The sequence below is a fragment of the Anaerococcus vaginimassiliensis genome (assembly GCF_900626155.1).
Lineage (GTDB): Bacteria > Bacillota > Clostridia > Tissierellales > Peptoniphilaceae > Anaerococcus > Anaerococcus vaginimassiliensis.
In genome coordinates, this window is record NZ_LR130844.1 from 967,024 (window position 1) to 993,480 (window position 26,457).

A 26,457-nucleotide genomic window follows, 5' to 3' on the forward strand; every position below is an offset into this window, starting at 1 on the left:
TAGATGAGAAATATACAAAAATATGGCGGAACATGGAAATTTTTTGATAGTGAGAAAACTTTTCAAGGAGAACTGCATATTGATTCGGATAAAAATTTTATTGTTCTTGAATTAATTATTCCAGCCAGTGATAGTAATCCAATGCCTAGACCACCTTATAAAGGAAAGATTCCATATATATGTGGCACTTTATTTTCTGGAGCAAAAGTTTTGTTATATAAATGTGAAACGGGTAAAGAGCACACATATCTATTATCATATACACAACAAATTATTTACTCTGATTTTGCTTTCTGGGGGCTAGAAATAAAGTCTGAAGATGAGGTAATGTTTTCAAATGTTACCGTTGACTTTGGGGAGATAATAAATTGGTCTAGATTGTGCAAATATAACTGGGACTATTCCTCAAATTATGGTGTGAATTTGATTTGGGAACATGAAGATCCTGTTAATTTTAAATTTGGAGATGGTTTACTTATAAAATTTTATCCTGTACAGGGAAGTATGGAAAGCAATTCATATAGTAAGGAGATTATTGCACGTCAAAGTGTTCTTGTAGACTTTGTTTATAATCAACCTAAAGAGATTGATGAAATACTAGATGATATTTTATCTATTCAGTATCTTATAGGCCTTGGTATTGATAATGAGGTAGTTATTGAGAATATTAAATATCAACACCCAACAATATATTCAGAATTTGAAAACAAAGATGGATCTGTTACTAAACATTTTTTAAAAGCTGATTTGTTGTTTGGAAAGGGGGAGAAAAAATCTACTGCAAGTATTAGACCGTTCAAATTTATCTTTACTTTAAGAGATATAAATGATCAAAATATTTTTTTAAATTGGAATAATAGATATTCTAAACTTAAACCAGTCTTGGATCTTTACTTTACTGTTTTTTCTAATAAAATTACAGCACCAGAAGTCTTGTTTTTAAACTTGGTTCAAGCTTTAGAGACTTTTCATGCAAGATTTATCACTGATGATGTAAAAGATTACATTACTAGAGTTGAAAAAATTACTTATAATTTTTGTAGGGGTAATGAGAATCAGAATCAATGGCACGATTTTTTACTTGATGAGCATCAGCAAAATAGTAAAAAGATACATCTAAGAAGTCGCTTGGCTGATTTAATTTTTGCTGAAGGAATATTACCCTTCTGGCCTAGTTCTTACAATAAAGTAGAATATATCAGTAAGGTAGTAGATACGAGAAATTACTATACTCATTATAATATCGAAAAAGAAGAGAAGGCACTTTCAAGAGAAGAATTGCCTTTAGTAAATGCTGAACTAAGGATATTACTACAGTTCCATATTCTAAAGATTCTAGGTTTTTCTACTGACGAATTAAGGAAGAAAACAGTAGAAGAGATGAACAGGCTTAATGATATTAAATTTTTACAAGAAGGAACTCATGAGATAAAAGAGAGACTGTGAGTTAAAAAGCGTGAATAATAATATAGCAATGAAAGAGAAAAATACGGCATTTTATTACAGCAAACTTTGAAAGTTGCTTGACGAGAAGAAAATGTATAAAGAAGACTTAAGACTAGATACAGGGATGTCCTCAGCAACTCTTCATAAGTTAGGTAAGAATGAGATTGTTAGCATGGATGTTTTAGCAAGAATTTGTGAAAGTCTTAAATGTGATGAGGGAGATATTGTTAGCTATATAAATGAAGAGGGTGTGTCAGAATGACTAAATTCTGATACACTCTCTTTTTTATTTGATAGGTTGTACACTTAAAAGCGATATATAGTATAAAATAAATTTAAAAATCAACTAAAAATATATTTAACAGATGAAGAAAAAGAAATTTTTGAAAAGAAAATGAAACTTGCAAACTGTAAAACCATGTCCCACTTTCTTAGAAAATGTGTATTAGAAAAAGAAATTTATATTGTAGACCTAGAACCATTTAGAGATCTCCAATGGCTACTTTCAAATGTAACAAATAATATAAATCAGATTGCAAAAGCAACTAATACAACTGGTGTTATTTACAAGAAAGATATAGATTATATGAGACAAAAAATAGAAAAATTGGCAAAAGAGATATGGGATATACATTCCCTACTTCTTAATAAATCAAAAGAAAGTTATGGTATTTAGTATGGCAATTACAAAAATACATCCTATAAAATCAACTCTAAATTTGTCAATGGATTACATTGCTAAGATTGAAAGAATCTTAGTATATTCATTCAAATGTAATCCATCTATTGACCATATTCAGTTTATGAAAACACGAGAAGATAATGATATTAATGGTTCAGTTATGTCTGGAATTCTAATACAATCTTTTATTTTAGGGTAGTTTTGTGCTATAAAAAGGCTGTGAGTTTAATGCTCACAGCCTTTTTCTTATATACTCTTGAAAGTATTATCTGAGTTTTCATTTATTGTTTTAAGACCACTTTTTATTGCAAGTAAGACACCTGCAATTATAAAGACAAATACTATTAATATAGGAGTATAATTCATATTTATTAGCAGTTCTTTTATTCCAAAGCCTAATTCATAGTTACTCCTATAGGCTCTTAACACAATACCTATAGCAAACATGAAGATATATGCTAAGAAAATATTTTTAAATAATATTTTTACTTCAGCAAATACCATCTTTTCAACTTGTTTTTCTGTCATACCAGTAGTTGATAGAAGTTTAAAGTCATTGGATCTCGCTCGTAGATTTCCCTTAAAGCTATTATAAGCATTGGACAGAGCGATGGTTATAAGAATGATTTGTATAGCTAGGTTTAAAAGTCTTTCATTCCTTGTTTGCTCTTTGCTTGCTGCTTCTCTTAAAATTTCTGTAGCTGTTCCATGGTCAGACTTTGGTACATAATTTGAAATTACTTTTTCGGCATCTTCAAATACTTTTTCCTTGTTTTTTTCAGCCTTTATTTTTACAAAATAATAATAAACAGGATCTGATTTATCTATTCCATACTCATCAATAAATTTCTTCATATTACTTGTGCTTGTGTAGATGGGTATTTCATTATTATTATAAGCTTCTAAGTCATAAGGCATTTCATCAATACTTGCATCAATCTTTATATTCATTGATTTCCCCTGTGCATTATATTTTAAAGAAATATCTCCAGATTCCTTATCAGAAATTTTTATATACTCGCTAAAAGCATAAGGCGTTCTACTGTCTTTTCTTATCTTATTAAGCAGTAAGTAAGATGCATTAGAGATGTTATTTTCTTTTAAAATTTTTTCAAAATCTTCATCTTTTAAAGCATATAAACTTGCATATAGTCTATCTTTTGCTATTTTTCCACTATCAATAGAATTTTTTAAGTCTTTAGAAATAAAGTCTTTATTCTCGTCAAGGTAAAACTTAGTGTCATTTCTTTGATATAGGTGAAGCTCTTTTATTCCGTCAACTTTTTCTAAATCAGCTAATAAGTTTTCATCTAAATTCTTATCAGTGTAAATACTTGAATTAAAATTGTAAGGACTCTTATAAGAATTATATTTTTCATTCAAAGCTCTATAGGACTGACTAACTAAGACTGTGGTCAGTACAAAGGCAGACAGAGCCATTGAAATTACAATAATTCGATAGGTTGAACGATAGGATCTGTAATAATCTTTTGCTAAAGTTTTTTCTATAGCTCCATTTATTTTTGATTTTCCTAATTTAATATTTTTTTCTGTAATACCATTTAATCCCTCGATAACCTTTATCTTTGAGCTTTTCTTTGCAGGAATCAATGCTGAAAAATAAACCATTAACAAGGATAACAAAATAATTATTAAAATAGACCCAATACTTGGTATTACTAATTTAAAGCCTGGAGATTTTAAACTTTCTCCTAAAATATTTGATATTTTTTTATAAGAGATAGCATTGTTAAACCACAACAAATATAAGAGCAGATTTGCAAAAGCCCAAGATAAGACTGTCCCTAAAGCTATTGGCAAGATTGAAAGTTTAATTGCCTTCTTACGAATCATTTGCCTGACTTGCTTTTTAGTCATTCCAGTACTTTTTAAAAGAGCAATTTCCTTTAAATCTCTATTATTCCATACATTAAAAGCACCATAAATTATAAAGGCAAAAAGTACACAGAGAAAGAAAGCCATCCCATATTTTTCTATAGCTAAATTGATTACGCTTTTAGGTGGAATAATTCCTTTGGGATAAACCATACTATGCTCTAAAATATCTTTGTTGTAAAACACTCTTCCAGTATCCAATGCTTGTTTCTCATCAATATTCATTTCAGACAAAATTTTTCGAGTCTTTGTATAGGTATCCCTTATGCTTTTATACCAAATCCATGCTTCTATTCCATCATTGTTTTCAAATAGATAATCCTTTTTATTGCTATCTGCTAAACCTATAAGCATAGTATCTTCAAAAGAATATCCATAATCATCGTAAACACCAACTATGGTATATGTCTTTTTATTTTCAATAATCTCAGAACCTAAATCATACTCCTTATTTTTTAATAAAAATCTCTCTGGTACTAAAAGTTCATTTGAATTTTCTGGTTTTCTACCATTTTTGATTTCATAGCCGAGAAGACTTTCAGAATCTCCATTTTCATATATAACCGCATTTAAGTCTGTATTAATGATTTTATTAAAAGAAACTTTTTCTATGTCTGTATCGTTTTTTAATTTATCATAAAAACTTTCGTCAATTTCAGCTATATCTACATGATAATCTCCAATAGTTTTCTTTACATATTCATACTGTTCAGTGTTCATTGAGTCGAAAATAAAAATAACAGTTCCTAGTAAAATTACTGCCAAAAGTATGGAGATTTTAATGGCTAGAGTGTCTTTTTTATTATTTTTAACAGCTCCACTGGCAAGATCATTAATAATTGTCATAAGACTCATCTCCCAAGAAACTTAACCTACCATCAATCATCTTATAAACTTTATCACATGCATTTGCCACCTTTTCATCGTGGGTGATAATCATAATAGTAGAGTTCAATCTCTTATTTACTAGTCTAAAAAGTCCTGTGATTTCTTCAGAATTTTTTCTATCGAGATTTCCTGTGGGCTCATCCGCTAAGATTATTGCAGGTCTTGTAATCAAACTTCTGGCAATGGCAACTCTTTGTTGCTCGCCACCTGATAATTGTTTTGGATACCTATCAAGCTTTCCTTCTATTCCTAGTATCGATAAAATTTCCTTTAAATATTCTTCATCTGCCTTTTTATTGTCCAATAAAAGAGGAAGTAGGATATTTTTTCTCACATTAATATTTGGAATTAGGTTAAAAAATTGGTAGACAACGCCAATATTTCTTCTGCGAAATACTGTCATTTCGTCTTTGTTAAACTTAGTAATATTTTTATCTTGAATAAATATATCACCACTTGTTGGTGTATCTACTCCTGCAAGTAAATGAAGTAAAGTAGATTTGCCAGAGCCACTGTCTCCAATAATGGCAACAAGGTCTCCTTTTTCTAGTTCAAAGTTTACATTTGAAAGGGCATTTACTTCTACTCCGCCCTTATATGTTTTTGTTAAATCAACTGTTTTTACTATATTCATATTGTATCCTCCTTAACTTGTCTATATAATATTAGGCTTAAGTGACTGGAAAGTGACTAGAAAAAAACTGTGTCTTATTTTAGACACAGTCTTAAAATTTAATTATAAAATCTTAGTTCAAAGGCATTTGATTTCTTCCCCTTATGATATAAAAGCTCTCCATTTTGTCTTTCCATAACAGATTTTGCCATAGGAAGTCCAATACCATAGCCTTTTGAATTTGGATTCGCTTTATAAAAACGCCTAAAAACTTTTTCTAACATTTGTCGATCTAAGCCATCTGAGAAATCTTCTACTAATATGCTCTTATATAAGTTCGTTTCTTTTAAGTGAATTTCTATATGCCTATATTCTGTTGCTTCTAGACCATTTTTCATAACATTAAATGCTGCTTCATAGGTCCATTTCTTATCACATATAAGATTAAAATCATCTCCATCAAGGATAATTTCAACATTATCATTAATAAAATAATCTTTTAGCTTTTGTATGATATCTTCAATTAATTCTCGAGCAGATATCCTGTCTTTTGTCATTTCTATTGTGCCAGAATCAAGGGCGGCAAGTTTTAATAAAATATCAGATAAGTTGTGTAGTCTAATCAAATTATCTCTAAGTCTTTCTATATATTCTTCGGAAAAGTTGTCATCTTCGTCCTCTAATAAGTCTAACAATAATAGTGATCCAGTCAACGGAGTTTTTATTTGATGGGCAATGTCTTCAGTATATTTTTTTAAAGTTTCCTTATTTTTCTCTGCATTTTCAGCTATTTTCTTGTTTTCTATAATAATTTTAATAATCTCATCTCTGAGTTTGCCAAATTCATCGTCTATAATTTCGTAATTATCAGAGTTTATATCAAGTGAATGGAGGAGGCTAAATATATTATTAATCTTATCCTCTAGATCTATTTCTTTTTTCTTTTCAAATTTTCTAATAATTAGAAACAGAATTATATTTATAAGTAAAAAACCTATAAGTGTTAGAATATCAAATCTTGGATTGAGATAAACTACAAACAAAGACATTAATATATTTAAAATTAAGGCAAGTAAAATATTTTTGCTTTTATTCATTGTCCCACCTATATCCTATCCCTCTAAGAGTTTTTATATGACTGCCATAATCTCCAAGTTTAGATCTGAGTCTTTTTATGGTGACAGTTAGGGTATTGTCATTTACTTCATAAAAATCATAACCCCAAACATAATCTAAAATTCGCTCTCTTAGTAGATTTATATTTTGGTTTTCTAAAAGCATTTCCAATATAGCAAACTCTTTTAAGCTAAGGTCTAAATCTTTTCCATCTATCGAAGCTTGTTTTGAAATGAGATCTAAAGATAAATTTTTAAAAGTCAGCTCATTCACTTTTTTAATTTTTCTACTAAAAACATTGTCTATTCTCGCCTTTAGAATAGGAAGAGAAAAAGGTTTTGTAATATAATCATCTGCTCCTTGGGAAAGACCTTTTATTACATACTCATCTTCGTCTTTTACGGTGAGCATTATTACAGGAAGGTCAGAAAATTCCCTCAGCCACTTTAAAAAATTAAAGCCTGATCCATCTGGAAGATTGGCATCAAGTAGAATTAAATCAAAATCATTAAAATTAAGATTTTCTGTCTGAGAAAGATTGTTATAAATAATTGTTTCAATATTATGTTTGTTTAGGTAAGTTTTAACAGCAAAAGCAATTGTGCTGTCATCTTCAATCATTAGTATTTTCAATTCTATACTCCAATATATCCGATATATCACATTTAAAATACCTACAAATTCTACCCAGTATTTCCATACTAACATTTTCATCTCTTCCCATTTTAGCTATGGTATGAGGAGTTGTATTTATGGCTTTTTGTAAGTCTAATTTATTCATCTTTTCATCTATTAATTTTTTCCATAATTTATCATAGGAAAATCCCATAACTCACCTCAAATTAATCTTCTACTTTGTGCAGTATTTCTATAATATTATACCATGTTTATAAGTGATTTAATCTAAACACACTAAAATAGTCGACTTATATAATACATTATAATATCCGGTACTGGGACTGGGACGGGACTAAAAATCTGAAAACGTCCTATAACTAGTTGGATTTAGTGATACTCTAAAAAATAGAATGCAGTATTTTGAATGGTTTGTGATATATCGTACGTTTGGAAAAGAAGAATGGGAATAAAATAGCTTGGAAAGCTATTTTATGTCAGGATCCCATTGTTGAAACTTTAGTTTCAAGAATGAAAGGTCTGCCCTTCTGCAGGGAATAAAAGCCAACGCGACAAATAGGAGCGTTGGCTTTTCTGATTCGCTAATGGGATTGAAAATTACTTAGTAATTTTCAAGAATGATAGTGACCTGCTCAAAGGGAGAGAATGAAAAATGGCTACTGGTACTCAAATGGTACTGGAAGTAAAAAAGAATAAATTGAATAATAGTTCCAAGTACTTTACATTTGGACAAAAAATTAGACCGTAGTCTTTTAGGCTGCGGTCTTTTTGCTTACATATTTTTATTTTAAAAATCTTGATTTTATATAATTATGTAGGTTATTATAAATTAGATTATTAATTAAGGTGAATAAAATATTGGAAATATAAAGACCATGACAGAATATTTGATAGAACATTTAGATTATATAGCAAACAAGTGAATTATACGACAATAAAATGTCGGTTTGAGTGTCGGTTTGAATAAGATTTATCAAAAAGAAAATAAGCATTTTGCAAAAATGATAAGGCACTGTTTTAGTTTATAGATAAGTGGGAATTTTATATAGTGTATGGGCTTGACCTGTCCGTTGGGGACCGTGTTATCCTTTAATCATTGGAGGTAGATAACAATGTTAAGAAGTGAAATTCAAAAAGAAACTGGTCTAACTAGGAAGACAATAGAGTATTATGAGGATAAAGGACTTATCCATCCTAAGAAATCTGAGAATGGTTATAGAGACTATAGTACCAAGGATTTAGAAACTCTGAAAAAGATATCTATATTTAGAAAATTGGGAATGAGCATCTCAGATATTTATCAGTGTATATCATCAGGTGGTGATACCCTGTCTTCTGTTTTAAGGAAAAAACAACATCAATTGGACCTTGATGAAAAAAGGAAGGAAATACTAGAAATGATTGTTAAAGGTGAAAGCAGTGGACTAATCAATGAGAAAGTTTCAATACTTGAGGTGGAAGAAACTATATATGAAAACTAGAAATTGCTTTTCCAGGATATTTTGGACAAATGTTATTTGCTGCCTATCAACCATTTTTGAACGAACCATTAGAAAATGACGGTAAGGATTCCTTTTACAAATATATAGCTTATCTTGATAGGCTTCCTTCGTTTGAATTAACTGAAGAAGAGATAAAATACATTGAGAAGATGAGCTCACCCTTTGATATGAAAACTTTAAAGGATATAAATCAGGCAAAACTCGATGCTATAGAGAGTCCTGAAAATTGGATGAAAGATAATGAAGATGCAATTTCTTCATATGAAAGCTATAAAAATAGTGAAGAGTATCAAAATAGCATGATGAAACAGATCTAGGAAAAGCTTAAAAACTTTCTAAGTAAAATTATTATAGTGTTTTGTCCGGTACTGGGACTGGGACGGGACTAAAAATCTTAATATTACGGGGTGATTTTCAAGGATTCCAAAGTCCAACTAAAACGAAGTGCATATGAGTCCGAAAACTAAGGTAAGTAACTGATAGTTTCTGAGATTATATAGCAAGAGATCTTGTAAAGATTATAATCATGTAAACTAGGACGATTAGCAGACTAGCTATAAAGCTAAGTCTGGTTTTTTATCTTATTATTTTGTATTTCTTATTGTTTTTTAAATTTTTTTGATATATATTGAAACGAATAGGAGGCGGGAATGAAAGATTTTTGGGCATATGATAAAGATGATATTTTAAAAGAGTTAAATATAAGTGAAGCTGGATTATCAAGCAAAGAAGTTTGTGATAGGATTGAAAATTATGGTAAAAACGTTTTTGCGTAAAAGAAATCTAGCTCTAATTTTATGATTTTTTTATCGCAATTTAAAAGTCCAATAACTATGATCCTTATATTTGCGGAAGTTCTATCTATATTTTTGAAGGATTATTCTGATGGTGTTATCATTTTGATTATAATTTTTATTTCTTCATTTTTAAGCTATCTTCATGAAAGTAAGGCAAAGGATGCTGTAAAAAAGCTCCTTTCATCAGTAAGTGTAACATCTGCTGCTTTAAGAGATGGCTCTTTCAAAGAATTGGATAATGCAAATTTGACCATTGGTGATATCATTAGCGTAAAAACAGGCGACATGATACCTGCTGATTGTTTGCTTCTTGAAGGTAATTCACTTACGAACGATGAGTCAAGCCTAACGGGCGAGACCTTACCTGTTGAAAAGCTAGTTGGGAAAGTTCCTGCCGAGACTTCTCTTTCTGAAAGGAAAAATTGCCTTTGGATGGGAACCCATATTATTAGCGAATCAGGAAGGGCTATTGTTGTTAATTTAGCGAAGGATTCTGAGTTTGGCAAAATCACTTCATCTCTTAGCCAAAAGGATGCTGATACAGATTTTGAAAAAGTCATTAAGAATTTTGGAAACTTAATTTTACGTGTTATAACTATTTTAATCGGTTTAATATTTATTTTTAATATTATTTTAAATAAATCTTTCTTAGACTCATTTATGTTTGCCTTGGCTTTATCTGTTGGCTTAACCCCACAGATGTTGCCTGCTATAATAAGTGTGAATTTGTCACAAGGGGCTAATAGAATGTCTGAAGAAGGGGTAATTGTAAAAAAATTAAATGCTATAGAAAATTTCGGCTCCATGACGATTATGTATTCTGATAAAACTGGAACGATAACAAAAGGAAAGGTCAAGCTAGATAAGGCATTAGATTTTAATGGAGAAGAATCTGATTCTTTAGAAAAATTTGCGGCTATTAATTCATATTTTCAAGAAGGCTATAAAAATCCAATTGATGAAGAGATTTTAAGTTCAAATAAGGTCGATTTTTCATCTTATAAAAAGCTTTTTGAAATTCCCTACTCCTTTGAAAATAAACTTTTAAGTATAATAGTAAAGGCAGGATCTGATTTTTCAAATAAAAATTTGATGGTAACAAAAGGGGCCTTCGAAAACATTGTAGAAATAAGTAATTCTTATCAAAAATCCGATGGCTATATTGGAAACATTAATGAAATTAAAAGTCATATATTTGATTTATTTGATGAGTTTTCAAGCAAGGGCTACAGAGTCTTGGGCCTTTCTTATATAGAATTAAGTGATGATTGTAACTTCCAAAAACAAAAGGCGGAAGGCATGATTTTTAAGGGATTCTTGCTATTTATCGATCCATTAAAAGAAGATATAAAAGATGTAATTGAGCAAATGAATACCCTAGGGGTATCTTTAAAAATGATAACGGGGGACAATAAAGAAATTGCCAAAAATATTGGAGTACAAATTGGCCTTAATCCAGACAAAATTCTCCTTGGCGAAGATTTAAGCTCATATTCTATAAGTCAACTAAAAAAAAGTTCTAGACATTGATATTTTTGCTGAAATAAGTCCAAATCAAAAGGGAAAAATAATCAGAGCCTACGAAGAAGCAGGCGAGATAGTGGGCTATATGGGTGATGGTATAAATGATGCACCAGCCATTAAACAAGCTGATGTTGGAATATCAGTCGACACAACGGCTGATACGGCGAAAGATGCAGCATCCATTGTTCTTTTGTAAAATAGTTTAGAAGTTCTATTATCTGGAATAAAAGAAGGCAGAAGGACCTTTATTAACACTTTGAAATATATATTCGTTGCAACGAGTGCCAACTTTGGAAATATGTTTTCAATGGCTGGGGCAAGTCTATTCCTAAAATTTTTGCCACTTTTGCAAAAACAAATTCTACTAACAAATTTATTTACAGACTTTCCATCCTTGCAAATTGCATCAGACTCAGTAGACGATGATTGGTTAAAAAGTCCTGTAAAATGGGATATGAAATTCATCAAAAAATTTATGATTGTATTTGGAATAACATCTTCCCTTTTTGACTATCTAACATTTTTTATAATGATGATTTTCTTTAAGGCCGATGAAAAACTCTTTCAAACCGCCTGGATGTTAGAATCCGTAATCTCTGCAATGGTTGTAATGCTAATAGTAAGAACTGCAAGACCAGTATTTAAAAGCAAGGCGAGTAAGAAGCTTATAGTATCCATAATAGCCGTAAGTATATGCTTAATTGCAATAATTTACAGCCTTATCAACAGCTACTTAGGCCTAATTGCATTACCTATCAAGGTATTAATCGCTATGCTTTCTATATCCCTAATCTACGCTTCAGTCGCAGAAATAATGAAGAAAAGATTCTATAAACATAACTCCTTCTCTAGAAGACTACTAACTAGGCTAATAAAAGTAAATACAAGAGAAAGATAAAATTAAGACTTGCGGTCTTTTTGGCTTGAGGAAATAATTATTTACAATAGCGGCTAAGGCAAAATCAATACTTAATAACTATTAGTTAGAAAATTCAACTGTAAACTTAAAATTGACAGTTCAAAAGGAATGTGGAGAAAATTATAAAGAAGGATTAAGGACAGAGTTTAATCCGCAGAATCTTCTTTAACTACAATTCTAAAAAATCTAAATTATGACAAGCAAAATGAGGGTAAAAATGACGGTAAAAAGTTAAAGACAACAGACAGACGACATAAGAACTATTGAATTACCTCATATATTATTGGTATCTGTAAGTACGATTGAAAGAGATTTAAAAGTTCTTAAAATTGAAAAAACAATCGACTATAATGGCAGCGTTAAAGATGGATATTGGAAAGTAAATAAATAAAGTTAATAAAAAATCAAATTCTCCCGGAAATAATACAATATTCGGGAGAATTACTTTTTTGGTGTTGGCAAATAGGTAAGTCTGTTCTGCACATCACTTTTTTATTGCTTTAATAAATTAATCCCCTTAAAATATAGATTGATCTTCTTATCCATGCACAAATGATAATTATTATCAAAAAATAATTGACAAAAATAAATTGAAGAGCTACAATATAAATAGTTAGGCACGCCTAACTTTTATGGAAATATTAATTCATTGGAGGAAATATGAAATTTAAAAAGATACTTATTATGCTAGCGGTACTTATTTTTGCTAGTTCCTGTTCAAAAAATGATAATAAAGATGCTTTAGATATTAGAAATCAATCAAAGGAGAAGAAAGTTGTTACTGTTACAACTTCATTTTTATATGATATGGTATATAACCTAGTTGGGGATAAGGTTGATAGGGAACTTATAATTCCTGCTGGCGAGGACCCACACCTTTATACTGCAAAGCCACAAGATTTGGAAAAGATTAAGAAGGCTGACCTTCTTTTATATCATGGTTTACATTTTGAGGGAAAGATGGTTGATGTTTTAGAAAAGAGAGGCTCTGCAGTAGCTAGAAGCTTTAAAAAGGAAGATGTTGGGGAGATGGAGCAAGATGGAGAAGTTGTAGTTGATCCACATTTTTGGTTTAATATAAATCTTTATAAGGAAGCAACAAGAAATGCTGCAGAAGATTTAGAAAAACTTCTTCCTGAGGAAAAAGAGAACATTGAAAAAAACTTAAAAGACTATCTAGCTAAGCTTGATGACCTAGATAAAGAAAATAAAGAAAAAATAAATTCAATTCCAGAATCTAGTAGGTACCTAATTACCCCACATGATGCTTTTAATTATTTTTCTAGGGCCTATAACATACCAGTTAAGGCACCCCAAGGAGTTTCAACTGATAGTGAAGTTGCTAACAAAGATATAGAAGATACTGTAAACTTTATTGTAAAAAATAAAATTAAAGCTATTTTTGCAGAATCAACTACTGATCCAATGAGGATGGAAAAGTTAAAGGAAGCTGTTAACGCTAAAGGATTTGATGTTGAAGTTGTATCAGGCCAAGGCAAGGAATTATTTTCAGATTCTCTAGCACCAGAAGGTCAAGCAGGCGACTCTTATATAGATATGTACAAACACAACGTCGATTTAATTGTGGAAAACTTGAAATAGGTGGCTTATGAAAGATGTAATTATTAAAGTAGAGGACATGACAATTTCATATGCAGATAAGCCTGTTCTTTGGGATAATGATATTGAAATAATTAATAATTCAATTACAGCAATAATTGGCCCTAATGGAGCAGGAAAGTCAACCTTAATAAAGGGAATTTTAAATTTACAAAAAAAGTTATCAGGTTCAGTTGCTATTATGGGCAAATCTTTTGAAGAAGTTAAGAAAAAAATTGCTTATATACCTCAAACAGCATCTGTAAATTGGGATTTTCCAACAACAGTTTTAGATGTTGTGCTTATGGGTAGGTATGTCCATCTTGGTTGGCTCAAAAGACCGAGTAAGAATGATTATGATCTTGCAAGATCCGCCCTTAAAAAAATTGGTATGCACGATTTTGAAGACAGACAAATTTCAGAATTATCAGGCGGCCAAAGGCAAAGAGTGTTTATAGCAAGAGCTATTGCCCAAGATGCTGATATATATTTCATGGATGAGCCACTGGCTGGTGTTGATAAGGTGACAGAAAAAGTTATATTTGACTTTATGAAGGATTCTCAAATGAAAGGAAAGACATCCATAGTTGTTCATCACGATTTAAACACTATAGAAAAATACTTCGATCATATCATAATTTTAAATAAAAAAGTAATAGCTCAAGGTAAAGTCTCTGAAGTTTTTACAAAAGAAAATGTTGACAAGGCCTTTGTGAGGTAAGGATATGGATATTTTAAGAAATTATTCATTTATAATAGTAGCTTTAGGCACAATAATTCTAGCCATGGCTACTGGTATAATTGGTTCAATAAGCGTTTTAAAGGGGAAGTCTTTAATAGGTGATGCTATAGGTCATAGTACCTATCCTGGCATTGTCATTGCCTTTATGCTATCAATGGAAAAATCTCCAATCATACTTTTGTTTGGGGCTGCCTTTGCAGGTGCTATATCATTTTTCTTAATTGATATTATTTCAAACAACTCAAAAATAGACCTTGATGCTACTTTAGCCATCGTATTATCAAGCTTTTTTGGACTAGGCATGGTTTTAAAAAGTTTTATCCAAGGCAATCCTGACTATGCTGGAGTTTCCCAATCTGGTCTTAAAAACTATATTTTTGGCCAGGCTTCTTACATTATGAAAAACGATGTAAAGATAATATTTATAGTATCAATTTTTTCAATCTTAATGCTCATAGCCTTTTATAAGGAAATAAAAGTCTATGTATTTGATGAAGTTTATGCAAAAACAATTGGAATAAATCCAGGGTTGATGAATACTGTGATTTTAATTGCGACTATGCTTTTGATTACAACAGGACTTAAACTTGTTGGAGCAATATTGATTTCATCCATGCTTATAGTTCCTGCAATTACGGCCCTACAGTGGACAGATAGGTTTCATATTATGTTAATAATTGCAGGAGTATCTGGTGGAATTTCTGCATGTATAGGTACCTATATTTCCACAGCCTATGACGGTATGAGTACTGGATCTACAATTATTCTGATAATGAGCTTTATATCTTTATTATCAATGCTAGTTGGTCCAAGGGGGATAAGAAAAATGATTGTGAGGAAAAAATATGATTGATTTTCTAAGATACTCATTTATATCGAATTACCAAACCTTATTAGTGCTCTTAGTCACAGCTATAGCTTGCAGTCTTATTGGAGTTTTCTTGGTACTAAGGAGGCTATCAATGTTAGCTGATGCTATAAGCCACTCAATACTTCTTGGTATTGTAATTGCTTATTTTATCGTAAAGGATATTAGCTCAGTTTACCTAGTTTTTGGGGCGGCACTTTTTGGAATAATAACAGTATTTTCTGTAGAATCTTTATCGAAGACAAAACTTGTAAAAAATGATGATGCTGTGGGTATTGTTTTTCCAATGTTTTTCGCCTTGGCAGTTATACTTATAACAAAGTATGCGAGAAATGTCCACCTTGATGTGGACGTCGTCCTCATGGGAGAGGTCATAATGGCACCTCTAAATACTATGAATTTCTTTGGTTATGAAATTCCAAAATCCCTTTTTGAAATGTCTGTGATAGGGATATTAAACTTAGCCTTTATTATAGTTTTCTTTAAAGAGCTAAAACTAACAACCTTTGATACAGAATTTGCAAAAATTGCAGGATTTTCAGAAGTACTTTTATTCTACGCCCTAATGACACTTACTTCATTTACAACGGTGGTCGCCTTTGAGGCTGTGGGAGCTATTTTGGTAATATCATTTCTAATAGCACCTGCCGCAAGTGCATACTTGATAAGCAAAAATCTAAGGGTCATGATCATAATATCAGTCCTTTACTCAATAATAAATTCTGTTTTAGGATTTTTATTAGCCATGTATTTCAACCTATCTATGTCTGGAATGTCAGCAACCATGGCAGGAATTACTTTTCTTCTTACATTTTTATTTAACAAAAATGGATTTTTGATGAAAATATTAAGGCGTAAGAAAGATCATGTGGAATTTAAAAAGGATACATTTGTGATTCACGTTGGCAACCACCAAGAAAGAGCAAATGCAAGTGATGAGTTAGGACTTACAACAATCGCTAAGCATCTATCATGGCGAAAAGAAGATATAGAAAAATATAGTAAAATTTTGATATCAGAAAAAAAGATAAAAGTTGATGGAGACGTTTATAAACTAACTGAAAAGGGTAGAATATTATATATAAATTTGTTAAAAGATTACGCGCTATGAGGTAAACTATGAATTCTATCAGGCAAGATTACATCCAAGCCATATACAGGCTTTCAAAAGATAAGGGATATACAAATAATAAAAGCATATCTGATTATTTTTCAATAAGCAGGCCATCTGTTAGTGAAATGATTAAAAAACTAGTAGAAGATGGCTTAGTAATCCAAGATAAAAACAAGATATATCTAAGTGACCTAGGAGATAGGGCTGCTAAGGAAGTTTTATCAAAACACAGAATATGGGAATTTTTCCTTGTTAATGTCTTAGGTCTTGATGGGGAAGTTATCCATGACCAATCAGATTTATTAGAGCATGTCACAAGTGATGAAATGTTTCTTGCTTTAAATAAGTTTCTAGACTACCCTAAAAAATCTCCCAAGGGAAAAAGAATCTACACAAACGAGAATAAATAAAAATGTTAGAGGCAAGTTAAAATTTATGTATATAAACCTCCTGATTAGATAAAGAGAGACTAATCAGGAGGAATTTTTATGCCAAGTAAAAAAACAGAAACAAGAAGAAGCAAAAAGACCACAAGCTATGACTTGCGATCTTTTTGCCTTGATGAAATAATCAAGTAAAAGCTACTTAGAAAAGTCGATAGATTTTACTATATGATATAATATAAACATGATAATCCCGTATTAAATTGTTTGGGATAAATATGATAAGATTGTTTTAATCTCAGATGAATCTCACCATATAAATACTGTTACTAAGGGTCTTACAAAAAGTGAAAAAACAAACCTAGAAGAAAATGCCAAAAGCTGGGAATACACAATTGAAAAAATATTTAGAGCAAATAGAGATAATGCCTTGTTAGAATTTACAGCAACTGCTGACTTGAAAGACCCTAATGTTGAGAAGAAATATTTGGATAAAATTGTATATGATTACACCTTATCTAAGTTTAGAGAAGGTGGATATACTAAAGATTTTAATAATATGCAAGGTGATTATGGCAGGTGGACAAGAACGCTGCTATCGCTTGTAATAAGTGAATATAGGAGACATTTGTTTGGAGACAATAGTCAAAATATAAAACCTGTTGTTTTATTAAAATCAAAAACTATTAAAGAGTCAAAAGCATTTTATGATGATTTTTACCAAAAATTGAATAATCTCAAGGCTGATGAAATTCTAAAATATAAGGATTCTGATAATGAATACCTTAGAAATTCTATAGATTATTTTCTAAATAAAGACCCAAGTCTAAATGCTCTTGTATCTGATATAAAATTAGGATTTGCAACTGAAAACTCTATAATATTAAATTCTAAGAGTGAATCTGAAGAAAAGGAAAAACAGGTTGCTGTAAACTCTCTTGAAGCAAAAGATAATCCATATAGAATAATCTTCACAGTTGATATGCTAAATGAGGGTTGGGATGTATTAAATCTTTTTGATATTGTAAGGTTGTATGAAACAAGAGATGGAAAAAATGGGAAGCCTGGGAAAACAACTATTAGTGAAGCTCAACTAATAGGTCGTGGAGCCAGGTATTGTCCATTTAAAATTGAAGATGATCAGCCAAGAAATAAGCGTAAATATGATTATGATATATCTAATGAAAATAGGATATTGGAAACACTCTTGTATCATTCAATGCAGGATTCACGATATATTGGTGAGTTAAGGTATGCTCTAAAACAGACAGGTTTATTAGCAGATGCTCCGATGGAAACAAATTATATATTGAAAGATGAATTTAAACAAACAGATTTTTTCAGAGAAGCCTATGTATTTTCAAATAGAAAAGTTGAAAAGTCAAGAAAGTCAGTCACAGGAATAGATAAAAATATACAAAATAGTTATTGCCAGCATAAAGTTTCAACAGGAAGTTCTTTTATATATGGATTGTTTGATGAGGGAAAAGTAAAGGCTAATGGGATGACTAATACTTTTAACTATGAATTTAAAAATATACCTTTAAATATTGCTGAAGGTGCAATGTCAAATTTTGAGGTCTTAAAATTCAATACACTTAAATCATATTTTCCTAACTTAAAATCAAAGAAAGAATTTTTACAATCTGAAAGTTATTTAGGAAATATAAGTTTACAAATAGAAAGTCCATATAAAAAATTGCAAGCTAAGGATATCTATGATGGAACAATTAAAATACTTAAAGAAATATCATTATATCTACAAAAATTAGAGACTGAGTATGAAGGGACTAAGGAATTCTACGCTAAGAGGATTTACGAGGTTTTAAAAGATAAAAAAATATATATATCTAATCCACATGGTGAAGGAGTAGGAGTATCTCAATCCATGATTGCAAATGAAAATGTTTTGGATTTATCATACGAGCCATGGTATGTCTATAATGATAATTATGGAACAGGTGAAGAAAAAGCATTTGTGAAATACTTTAAAGGGATAGTTAAGGATTTAAGAAGTAAATATGATGAAATTTATTTGGTAAGAAATGAGAGAATTCCGTCCTTGGCTATTTATGAATTTGATACAGGAGAAAGATTTGAGCCTGACTTCTTGTTATTCCTACAAAAAAAAGGCACAGATGGATATCTGCAAGAGCAAATCTATATTGAGCCTAAGGGAAGCCATTTACTAGAAAAAGACAAGTGGAAAGAAGATTTTCTGTTGAAAATTGAGGAGCAAGGAATACCAAATAAAACGTATGTGGACGATAATAAATATAGGATAGTAGGACTTCCATTCTTTAATAAGGAATATAAGATGGGAGAGTTTGAAAATGCAGTGTTCGAAAAAATAATTGATTTTTAGGGAGTATAAATTGACAATAACTATTGAAAAAATTAGATTGATAAATTTCAAACGATTTAAGGATTATACAATATGTCCAAACAAAAGATTAAATATATTAGTAGGCGATAATGAAGTCGGAAAAAGTTCCGTGTTAGAAGCTATTGAATTAGTATCATCTGGGAATGTAAGAAGAGTTGAAAATATAGGATTAGATAAACTAATGAATGTTGAATCAATATTGTGCTTCAATAAAAATAGAAAATATGAAAATTTGCCTGAAATGATAATAGAATTATTTTTAAAAGGAAAATTTGATCACACTATGAATGGAAAAAACAATTCATTAGGTGTTATTTCAGACGGTATAAGATTAGTATGTTCTCCGAATGACGATTATAGAAATGAAATAAACGAATTTTTAAAAGAAGAAACTTTGGTATTTCCTTTTGAATACTATAAGATAAGATTTTCTACTTTTTCAGATGAAACTTATAGTGGCTACAAGAAGAAACTTAAAACTGTTTTAATTAATAGCAGTAATGTGGATTCTGAATATGCAACAAATAATTTCATAGAAAAAATGTATCAACGTTATACCGAAGAAAACGAGTTAGAGAGAATAGAACACAGAAGTAAGTTTAGACAAATGAAGTTTAAATTTTGTGAAGAGAATCTTAAACTATTAAATTCAAGAGTTCCTTCCGACAAAAAATATAAATTTGCATTGCAAAACAATTATTCTAAAATATTTAGTAACGAGTTAATGATTTATGAAGACTCAATTGCTTTAAATAATAGAGGAACAGGAGAACAGGTATTAATTAAAACTGATTTCGCTTTAGAGAAAGCGGGTGAAAATATTGATGTTATCTTGTTTGAAGAACCAGAAAATCATTTGAGTCATACAAATTTAAAGAAACTAATATCAAATATAGAGAATAAGCAGACTGGACAAATTTTCGTTACTACACATAGTAGTTTGATAAGTACAGGATTAGATTTATTTAATTTGATTATTTTATCACACAAAAAAAATGATGTTCCACTTTATCTGAAAACTCTAAATAAAGATACTTCAAATTATTTTTTAAAAGCGCCACCAGCAGGTATCTTAGAATTTATATTATCTTCAAAAGTAATTCTAGTGGAAGGCCCGTCAGAGTATATACTTTTTGATAGATTCTATAAATATATTACAGGCAGACATCTAAACGAAGATAGAATTTATGTTTTAGCTATTAGAGGCTTGAGCTTTAAGAGGTATTTGGATATAGCGAAAATAACAGGATCCAGGGTTGCCGTTATCACTGATAACGACTCAGATTACGAACAAAAGTGTATTAAAAAATATGAGAATTACAATTACGATAATATAGAAATATTTTTTGAAAATGATAATGATAAGCCAACGTTTGAATATTATATATATGATAAAAATAGATCTCTTTGTGAAACTAAATTTGGTGTAAATGCATTAGATCATATGCTGAAAAACAAAACGAATTCTGCTCTTATGTTAGCTGAAAGTGAAAACATAACAACACCAAAGTATATAGAAAGGGCGATTAATTGGATAAGAAAGTAATTTTTGCAGTGGCGGGTTCAGGAAAAACTAGCCATATAGTTGAAAATTTATCGTTAAATAAAAGAAGCTTAATTATAACATATACAACAGCTAATTATGACAACATAAAAGCAAAAATATTAAAGAAGTTCAATAATGAATTTCCAAGTAGTATAACTCTTATGACATATTTTCAGTTTTTATATTCATTTTGTTACAAACCTTTTTTATCCGATAGAATAAAAGCAAAAGGTATCATTTTTGAAAGCAATAAATATAAGTACTCAAAAAAAGAAAACCAGACCTATTATATGACGGATTCAGGATATTTTTATAGTAATAGACTTGCTTTTAGTTTTGAATTTTTTGGGATTCTTGATGATATAAAACAAAGAATAGAAAAATACTTTGATGAATTAGTTATTGATGAAATTCAAGATATATCAGGTAGAGATTTTAATTTTCTATTAAATATAATGAATTCTAGGATCAACATGCTTTTTGTTGGAGATTTTTTTCAGCATACTTTTGACACTAGCAGAGATGGTTCTGTTAATAAAAATTTATTTAATAATTATGAAAGTTACAAAAATAAATTTCTAATTAATGGCTTTACTGTTGATGAAACTACTCTAGATAAAAGTTGGAGATGCAATAATCTTACTTGCGATTTTATTAGAAAGAACTTAAATATAAATATCTTTTCCCATAGTAATTCAAGTGACAATATTAAAATTTCATATATAGATGAAAATAAAGAAATCAAAGAAATTTTAAATAATGACAAAATTATAAAGTTACATTATGAAAATTCTAAAAAGCACGGATATAGTCATAAAAACTGGGGAGAAACCAAAGGGGAAGATCAATACAATGATATTTGTATAATTTTGAATAAAACTACGGAAGAACTATTTTTAAATAATTCACTTAATAAATTAGCTCCATCAACAAAAAATAAATTATATGTAGCCCTCACCAGGGCTAGAAGGAATATATTTTTTATAAGCTATAAAAAATTACAAGATATTTAAAAAAACTGGAACTGGACGGGACTAAAAATTTGAAAACGTCCTATAATTAGGTGGATTTAGTGATATTAGAAAAAATAGAATATAGTATTTTGAATGTTTTTGAATACAGCTAACATTATAAAAAGAAAAGTGGGAGTAGGACTAGTAAATAGAAGAAACTTAGTAAAAAATTATCACCAGTATTTTTATAAAATTGATGGAAATGAAGAGAATAGGAGGATAAAGTTTGAATGTGTATGAACCTTGTGAATGTATGATTTGTAAAAATAATAAAAATTTTGATATGCCTGAAGAGATTATTGAGTCTGTTTTGAAAAATAATTTAGTTCTTTTTTGTGGTGCAGGTATAAGCACAGAGTCAAAATCCGTTTTTCCTGAATCATTTTACACCAATGTTTTACGTGAGATAGAAGATAAGACAAATAAGAAAGTTGATTTAGACACCAGTTTTTCTAGGCTAATGAGTTTATATATTGATACATTTCCCAATGGTCGTAGGAAATTGCTAAATAAAATCAAAGAAAAATTTGATTTTATAGATTCTTTTCCTCAATTATTAAATGCAGCTACTAGTTTTCATAGAGAAGTTGCTGCAAATCCTTTCATTCAAACGATAATTACAACAAATTGGGATACATATTTTGAAGATTATTGTGATTGTACGCCCGTAATTAATGATACTGATGCTACTTTATGGAATGTGTTTAAAAAAAGAGTGTTTAAAATACACGGATCAATTCATAATGTTGGATCAATAGTAGCTACTGAAAAGGATTATCTAGAATCATATAATAGACTTTCTAAGGATTTAATAGGAGATAGACTAAAAACTATTCTGGCGAGTAATACTGTTGTCTTTATTGGTTTTTCCTTTGGAGATGAGGATCTTAATAGGTTGTTAGATATATTGTCTGAAAAAATGGGGGATTTTAGCAATCAATTTTATTTAGTCACAATTGATGAAAAATGGAAAGAAAACGCAGACTCAAGATTAATCCCCATTATTACAGATGGAACTTATTTTATTCACCAATTAAACAATATATTAATAGCAGAAGGAAGGCTTGTTTCAAGTGATATTTATGATTATGCAGAAGAACTTTTGTATTTTATCAAAGAAGAGCATATGAAGCTTTTTGAATCAAATACATATAGAGATGAGATTAAAGCTTTTCCTGAATTACTATTATCAATAGCTTATCAAGATGCATTTATTCATGCTTTAGAAAGATGTGTTGCACATAGAAGCAATGGAGAATATTTGATTCCTGGTTACTTTGAGCCTAGGATTCAATCATACAAGAGTTATTATGATAAGCGTATATTAGAAGAAAATTATGCTCAAGCGTTCTATGATTTGGGATATTGTGATGGCTTAATCTCGCTATTATTATATGCAAATGATCCTGAAGAAGCAGGGATACCTGGATTATTTATATATGAAGAAAACTACTTTGAAACAAAAGATGATTTGTTTAAATATATATCAGAGAATAGAAATAAAAAACAATTTGAATATTGTTCAGACAAAGTGCAAAACATGAATGATGTAGTTCCTCATTTTATGCCTTGGTTTATTTAGCTGAAGATTATTTCAATCATTCTATTCACACCTAAAGGGTGTTCCGGTATATTAGTGGGGTAAGAATTTTCTTCCGGTACTGGGACTGGGACGGGACTAAAAATTTGAAAACGTCCTATAATTAGATGGATTTAGTGATACTCGAAAAAATAGAACCTAGTATTTTGAACGATTTGGGATATATCGGACGTTTGGAAAAGAAGAATGGGAGTAAAACTCCCCTGTGTGGGAGTTTTACCCGAAAAATAGCGCAGAGCGCGGTAAGCAGCTTTAGCTGCGATTTTCGTTAATCGCAAAAAAACAAAAAACTTTGTAAAATCAACGGTTACAGAAGATTAAAAACTGTAACTGGGATTAAAATGGGAACATTTGTAAAAAAGAATAAATTGAATAATAGTTCCAAGTGGTTTACATTTGGACAAAAAAAGACCGTAGTCTTTAGGCTGCGGTCTTTTTGCGTACATATTATGGGGATTAATTTATTTAGAGATCTCCAATGGTTACTTTCAAATGCAACAAATAATATAAACCAGATTGCAAAAGCTACTAATACAACTGGTGTTATTTACAAAAATGAAATTGAATCAATGAATAAACAGATAGAAAAATTATCAAAAGAAATATGGCAGATCCATTCCCTACTTCTTAACAAATCAAAAGAAAGTTCTGGTGATTAGTATGGCAATTACAAAAATACATCCTATAAAATCAACTCTAAATTTGGCAATAGATTACATTACTAAGAGTGAAAAAACTGATAAAAAAGTCTTGGTATCTTCATTCAAATGTCATCCATCTACTGCCCACATACAATTTATGAAAACACGAGAAGATAATGATACTAAAGGTACAGTTTTGGCTAGACATTTAATCCAATCTTTTCTACCAGGAGAGGTTGATCCTATAAAAGCTCACGAAATTGGAATGGAGTTATGCAAGAAAATTTTAAAAGAAGATTATGAATTTGTACTTGCAACTCATATAGATAGAGGACATATCCATAACCATATTATTTTTAATAATGTTAATTACAAGACTGGTAAATGCTACCAATCTAACAAAAAAACTTACCATAAAATCAGGTATCAAAGTGACGAATTATGTAAAGAAAATAAGCTTTCAGTTATTGATAAATACTATGAAGCTAACAAAAGAAAATATAAAACTGCAGGTAAATCCTGGTATGAGTATGACCAAAACAAGAATGGAAATTCTTGGAAATCTAAACTTCAATTTGATATAGATAGAATGATTAATAAATCTAGATCTTGGGAAGGATTTTTAGAAAATATGAAATCTCTTGATTATGAAATTAAGTTTGGTAAACACATTGCTTTTCGTCATAAAGATAAGCAAAGATTTACAAGAGCAAAGACTATCGGAGAAGATTATACTGAGGAAAAAATCAAAGAAAGAATAGATTTAGCTATTAAAAACAAAGCTAATCCTATTAAAAAACATGTAGGAAATGTTATTGATATATCTACAAATGAAAAAGCTCAGTCCTCTAAAGGTTACGAAGTCTGGGCAAGAAAACATAATATCAAAACAATGGCAGATTCAATAATTAAACTTCGAGAACAAGGAATTAATTCAATTACTCAACTCGATGACCTGATCAAAAAATCTGCTGATGATAGACAAGACTTATTAGATAAAATAAAGAAGATTGAAACTGAAATGAAGAGTTTATCCGAGAATATGGAAAATATAAATACTATAAATAAGTATCGTGAAATCTATAAATACCAAAAGAAAAATCCTGATGATAAGCAATTTGCAGAAGAATATTATAGCGAACTTTCCGTATATAAAATTGCCGCTAAAGAAATTTTAGAAAACTATAAAAAACTACCAAACACAAAAGAAATACTATCAAACCTCGATAAATTGCAAGAAAAAAAGAACACCCTTATGCTAGAGTATTCTTTGAATAAAGAACAATTTTCTGACCTTGTTCAATATAGGAAAAACTATGAAAATTATTATGGAAAGGAAGTNAAAGAAATACTATCAAACCTCGATAAATTGCAAGAAAAAAAGAACACCCTTATGCTAGAGTATTCTTTGAATAAAGAACAATTTTCTGACCTTGTTCAATATAGGAAAAACTATGAAAATTATTATGGAAAGGAAGTTGAGAGATAAAAAGATATAAGCGCATAAGCCTATAGCTTTTTTAAGATTATTTACAAAATTTTACTATAAACTTATTATCTTACTTAAAGAAATCCTACTAGATGACTAGCAAACATCACTATAGGAAGTAAAAAAATCAAAAGTAGATTCAATACTATAAATAATCTGCCCTTTTCCTTTACCCCAAATGTTAAACCTATTAGTCCAATAATTGGGCAGACAAACATTAAAGTGAGTCTAGTTTGTTTAAGACTTGTATAGCTTTCAAATATTTCTACTGTAAGTAGGTAAGAAATAACAAATATTACTAGTCCAAGTAGAAATATCTTCTTGCTTAATTTCTATTTAATAAATACTCCTCTTTCTTTGAAATTATTCTGTTCTAATCAAATCAATTGTTGGTCTGTCTAAAATTCTCTTTAAAGAAAAATTATAGATTAGTAAGTTGATTGCGTAAACCACAATAGAAAATCCAAGAAATAATTTATAGTCATAATATCTTATTAATATATTCAGACTTAAATTAGGAGCTATACGAGATATTACAATCATGACTCCTAATGTGGTTATTCCCGCAACAATAAATGATTTTATTTGCTCTCCTATAAACTCTTTTCGATAAATATTCTTTAACTCATCTACGTCCATACCGCATGAATAAAGGCTGCCAATTTCCTTCTTTCTACTCATAAGACTTAAATTAATGGATGAATAACCATTTGTCACATTAAGAATAAAAATAATGAAAGCCATCGCAAATTCGACTTTCTTTAAAGATTCTAGATCACTTTTTCGATTCATTTCAATATCTGCTTTTGTGTTAATATCGTACTTTTCATTTGGCATTATCGATTCTCTTATCTTATTATCCAAATAATCCTTTACATTTCTCATCTCCGAGTCTTTTACATTCATATTTAATACATACGGAGCATTAATAAGTTCTTCATCTTTTGACTCATCCATAAGGATGCACACATAATACCAATGTATTCTCCTTCATTTACGTCAAAGCTATATCATCAACGGTGCTGCTGATATTTCCCTTATTTCCATAATATTTTTT

General features: G+C 29.9%; 21 protein-coding genes and 4 pseudogenes. 18 read left to right on the plus strand and 7 right to left on the minus strand.

What is annotated here, in order from left to right:
- Nucleotides 1-3 precede the first annotated feature (3 nt).
- The 4 genes and pseudogenes from E0D87_RS04880 to E0D87_RS09215 all read left to right on the plus strand — a co-directional run.
- Complete coding sequence (locus tag E0D87_RS04880; protein ID WP_019034270.1) at nt 4-1,446, plus strand: ApeA N-terminal domain 1-containing protein; 1,443 nt, start codon at nt 4-6, stop codon at nt 1,444-1,446.
- Nucleotides 1,447-1,519: 73 nt separating this feature from the next.
- Nucleotides 1,520-1,708 (plus strand): helix-turn-helix domain-containing protein, encoded by a 189-nt coding sequence (locus E0D87_RS04885; RefSeq protein ID WP_257877040.1) that lies wholly within the window; start codon nt 1,520-1,522, stop codon nt 1,706-1,708.
- Between the two features lie 75 nt (nt 1,709-1,783).
- Nucleotides 1,784-2,122, plus strand: a pseudogene (locus tag E0D87_RS04890) (plasmid mobilization protein); the annotation flags it as partial.
- A gap of 1 nt (nt 2,123) precedes the next feature.
- Nucleotides 2,124-2,324, plus strand: a pseudogene (locus E0D87_RS09215) (hypothetical protein); the annotation flags it as partial.
- Between the two features lie 50 nt (nt 2,325-2,374).
- Here E0D87_RS09215 and E0D87_RS04900 read toward each other — a convergent pair.
- The 5 genes from E0D87_RS04900 to E0D87_RS04920 all read right to left on the minus strand — a co-directional run bounded on the left by E0D87_RS04900 (nt 2,375) and on the right by E0D87_RS04920 (nt 7,470).
- Nucleotides 2,375-4,870 carry an ABC transporter permease gene (locus E0D87_RS04900; protein WP_130819572.1) on the minus strand — a complete coding sequence of 832 codons (2,496 nt, stop codon included), beginning with the start codon at nt 4,868-4,870 and terminating at the stop codon, nt 2,375-2,377.
- Nucleotides 4,857-5,546 carry an ABC transporter ATP-binding protein gene (locus tag E0D87_RS04905; RefSeq protein WP_019116612.1) on the minus strand — a complete coding sequence of 230 codons (690 nt, stop codon included), beginning with the start codon at nt 5,544-5,546 and terminating at the stop codon, nt 4,857-4,859. Before E0D87_RS04905 ends, E0D87_RS04900 begins: the two co-directional genes overlap by 14 nt.
- A gap of 98 nt (nt 5,547-5,644) precedes the next feature.
- Nucleotides 5,645-6,622 (minus strand): sensor histidine kinase, encoded by a 978-nt coding sequence (locus tag E0D87_RS04910; RefSeq protein ID WP_019116611.1) that lies wholly within the window; start codon nt 6,620-6,622, stop codon nt 5,645-5,647.
- Complete coding sequence (locus E0D87_RS04915) at nt 6,615-7,274, minus strand: response regulator transcription factor (protein ID WP_019116610.1); 660 nt, start codon at nt 7,272-7,274, stop codon at nt 6,615-6,617. Before E0D87_RS04915 ends, E0D87_RS04910 begins: the two co-directional genes overlap by 8 nt.
- Complete coding sequence (locus E0D87_RS04920; RefSeq protein ID WP_004826776.1) at nt 7,255-7,470, minus strand: helix-turn-helix domain-containing protein; 216 nt, start codon at nt 7,468-7,470, stop codon at nt 7,255-7,257. Before E0D87_RS04920 ends, E0D87_RS04915 begins: the two co-directional genes overlap by 20 nt.
- 919 nt (nt 7,471-8,389) lie before the next feature.
- Here E0D87_RS04920 and E0D87_RS09220 point away from each other — a divergent pair.
- From E0D87_RS09220 to E0D87_RS04990, 14 genes and pseudogenes are all read left to right on the plus strand, one after another.
- Nucleotides 8,390-8,758 (plus strand): MerR family transcriptional regulator, encoded by a 369-nt coding sequence (locus E0D87_RS09220; protein ID WP_242618439.1) that lies wholly within the window; start codon nt 8,390-8,392, stop codon nt 8,756-8,758.
- A gap of 29 nt (nt 8,759-8,787) precedes the next feature.
- On the plus strand, nt 8,788-9,096 hold the full coding sequence (locus tag E0D87_RS09225) for a hypothetical protein (protein ID WP_242618440.1): 309 nt from the start codon (nt 8,788-8,790) through the stop codon (nt 9,094-9,096).
- Nucleotides 9,097-9,429: 333 nt separating this feature from the next.
- A pseudogene (gene mgtA / locus E0D87_RS04930) lies at nt 9,430-11,998 on the plus strand (magnesium-translocating P-type ATPase).
- A 681-nt stretch (nt 11,999-12,679) separates the two neighbouring features.
- Nucleotides 12,680-13,621, plus strand: a complete 942-nt coding sequence (locus E0D87_RS04940; protein WP_130819573.1) for a metal ABC transporter solute-binding protein, Zn/Mn family — start codon at nt 12,680-12,682, stop codon at nt 13,619-13,621.
- 7 nt (nt 13,622-13,628) lie between these two features.
- Nucleotides 13,629-14,339, plus strand: a complete 711-nt coding sequence (locus E0D87_RS04945; protein ID WP_130819574.1) for a metal ABC transporter ATP-binding protein — start codon at nt 13,629-13,631, stop codon at nt 14,337-14,339.
- 4 nt (nt 14,340-14,343) lie between these two features.
- Nucleotides 14,344-15,213 (plus strand): metal ABC transporter permease, encoded by an 870-nt coding sequence (locus E0D87_RS04950; protein ID WP_004835598.1) that lies wholly within the window; start codon nt 14,344-14,346, stop codon nt 15,211-15,213.
- The gene (locus E0D87_RS04955; protein ID WP_130819575.1) at nt 15,206-16,339 is read left to right on the plus strand and encodes a metal ABC transporter permease; all 1,134 of its coding nucleotides are present in this window, start codon (nt 15,206-15,208) and stop codon (nt 16,337-16,339) included. Before E0D87_RS04950 ends, E0D87_RS04955 begins: the two co-directional genes overlap by 8 nt.
- A gap of 8 nt (nt 16,340-16,347) precedes the next feature.
- A complete protein-coding gene (locus E0D87_RS04960) occupies nt 16,348-16,752 on the plus strand; it encodes a metal-dependent transcriptional regulator (protein WP_130819576.1) in 405 nt (134 codons plus the stop codon).
- A 403-nt stretch (nt 16,753-17,155) separates the two neighbouring features.
- Nucleotides 17,156-19,090, plus strand: coding sequence for a DEAD/DEAH box helicase family protein (locus tag E0D87_RS04965; RefSeq protein ID WP_242618441.1), 1,935 nt, complete (start codon nt 17,156-17,158; stop codon nt 19,088-19,090).
- Between the two features lie 10 nt (nt 19,091-19,100).
- Nucleotides 19,101-20,657: an ATP-dependent nuclease gene (locus tag E0D87_RS04970; RefSeq protein WP_130819577.1), complete on the plus strand. Its 1,557-nt coding sequence runs from the start codon at nt 19,101-19,103 to the stop codon at nt 20,655-20,657.
- A complete protein-coding gene (locus tag E0D87_RS04975; protein WP_002840587.1) occupies nt 20,642-21,670 on the plus strand; it encodes an AAA family ATPase in 1,029 nt (342 codons plus the stop codon). Before E0D87_RS04970 ends, E0D87_RS04975 begins: the two co-directional genes overlap by 16 nt.
- Nucleotides 21,671-21,902: 232 nt before the next feature.
- On the plus strand, nt 21,903-23,252 hold the full coding sequence (locus tag E0D87_RS04980) for an SIR2 family protein (protein ID WP_242618470.1): 1,350 nt from the start codon (nt 21,903-21,905) through the stop codon (nt 23,250-23,252).
- 359 nt (nt 23,253-23,611) lie between these two features.
- Nucleotides 23,612-23,929 (plus strand): MobC domain-containing protein, encoded by a 318-nt coding sequence (locus E0D87_RS04985; RefSeq protein WP_423190623.1) that lies wholly within the window; start codon nt 23,612-23,614, stop codon nt 23,927-23,929.
- Nucleotide 23,930: 1 nt separating this feature from the next.
- Nucleotides 23,931-25,259, plus strand: a pseudogene (locus tag E0D87_RS04990) (relaxase/mobilization nuclease domain-containing protein); the annotation flags it as partial.
- A gap of 215 nt (nt 25,260-25,474) precedes the next feature.
- Here E0D87_RS04990 and E0D87_RS09230 read toward each other — a convergent pair.
- On the minus strand, nt 25,475-25,717 hold the full coding sequence (locus E0D87_RS09230; protein WP_130820180.1) for a hypothetical protein: 243 nt from the start codon (nt 25,715-25,717) through the stop codon (nt 25,475-25,477).
- Between the two features lie 46 nt (nt 25,718-25,763).
- The gene (locus E0D87_RS05000) at nt 25,764-26,357 is read right to left on the minus strand and encodes an ABC transporter permease family protein (RefSeq protein ID WP_207278267.1); all 594 of its coding nucleotides are present in this window, start codon (nt 26,355-26,357) and stop codon (nt 25,764-25,766) included.
- Nucleotides 26,358-26,457: the final 100 nt, after the last annotated feature.

Coding starts and splice junctions, on each gene's coding strand:
- E0D87_RS04880 (WP_019034270.1), top strand. CDS start 4: ATGAGAAATATACAAAAATATGGCGGAACATGGAAATTTTTTGATAGT.
- E0D87_RS04900 (WP_130819572.1), bottom strand. CDS start 4,870: ATGACAATTATTAATGATCTTGCCAGTGGAGCTGTTAAAAATAATAAA.
- E0D87_RS04905 (WP_019116612.1), bottom strand. CDS start 5,546: ATGAATATAGTAAAAACAGTTGATTTAACAAAAACATATAAGGGCGGA.
- E0D87_RS04910 (WP_019116611.1), bottom strand. CDS start 6,622: ATGAATAAAAGCAAAAATATTTTACTTGCCTTAATTTTAAATATATTA.
- E0D87_RS04920 (WP_004826776.1), bottom strand. CDS start 7,470: ATGGGATTTTCCTATGATAAATTATGGAAAAAATTAATAGATGAAAAG.
- E0D87_RS09220 (WP_242618439.1), top strand. CDS start 8,390: ATGTTAAGAAGTGAAATTCAAAAAGAAACTGGTCTAACTAGGAAGACA.
- E0D87_RS09225 (WP_242618440.1), top strand. CDS start 8,788: ATGTTATTTGCTGCCTATCAACCATTTTTGAACGAACCATTAGAAAAT.
- E0D87_RS04940 (WP_130819573.1), top strand. CDS start 12,680: ATGAAATTTAAAAAGATACTTATTATGCTAGCGGTACTTATTTTTGCT.
- E0D87_RS04945 (WP_130819574.1), top strand. CDS start 13,629: ATGAAAGATGTAATTATTAAAGTAGAGGACATGACAATTTCATATGCA.
- E0D87_RS04950 (WP_004835598.1), top strand. CDS start 14,344: ATGGATATTTTAAGAAATTATTCATTTATAATAGTAGCTTTAGGCACA.
- E0D87_RS04955 (WP_130819575.1), top strand. CDS start 15,206: ATGATTGATTTTCTAAGATACTCATTTATATCGAATTACCAAACCTTA.
- E0D87_RS04960 (WP_130819576.1), top strand. CDS start 16,348: ATGAATTCTATCAGGCAAGATTACATCCAAGCCATATACAGGCTTTCA.
- E0D87_RS04985 (WP_423190623.1), top strand. CDS start 23,612: ATGGGAACATTTGTAAAAAAGAATAAATTGAATAATAGTTCCAAGTGG.
- E0D87_RS05000 (WP_207278267.1), bottom strand. CDS start 26,357: ATGGATGAGTCAAAAGATGAAGAACTTATTAATGCTCCGTATGTATTA.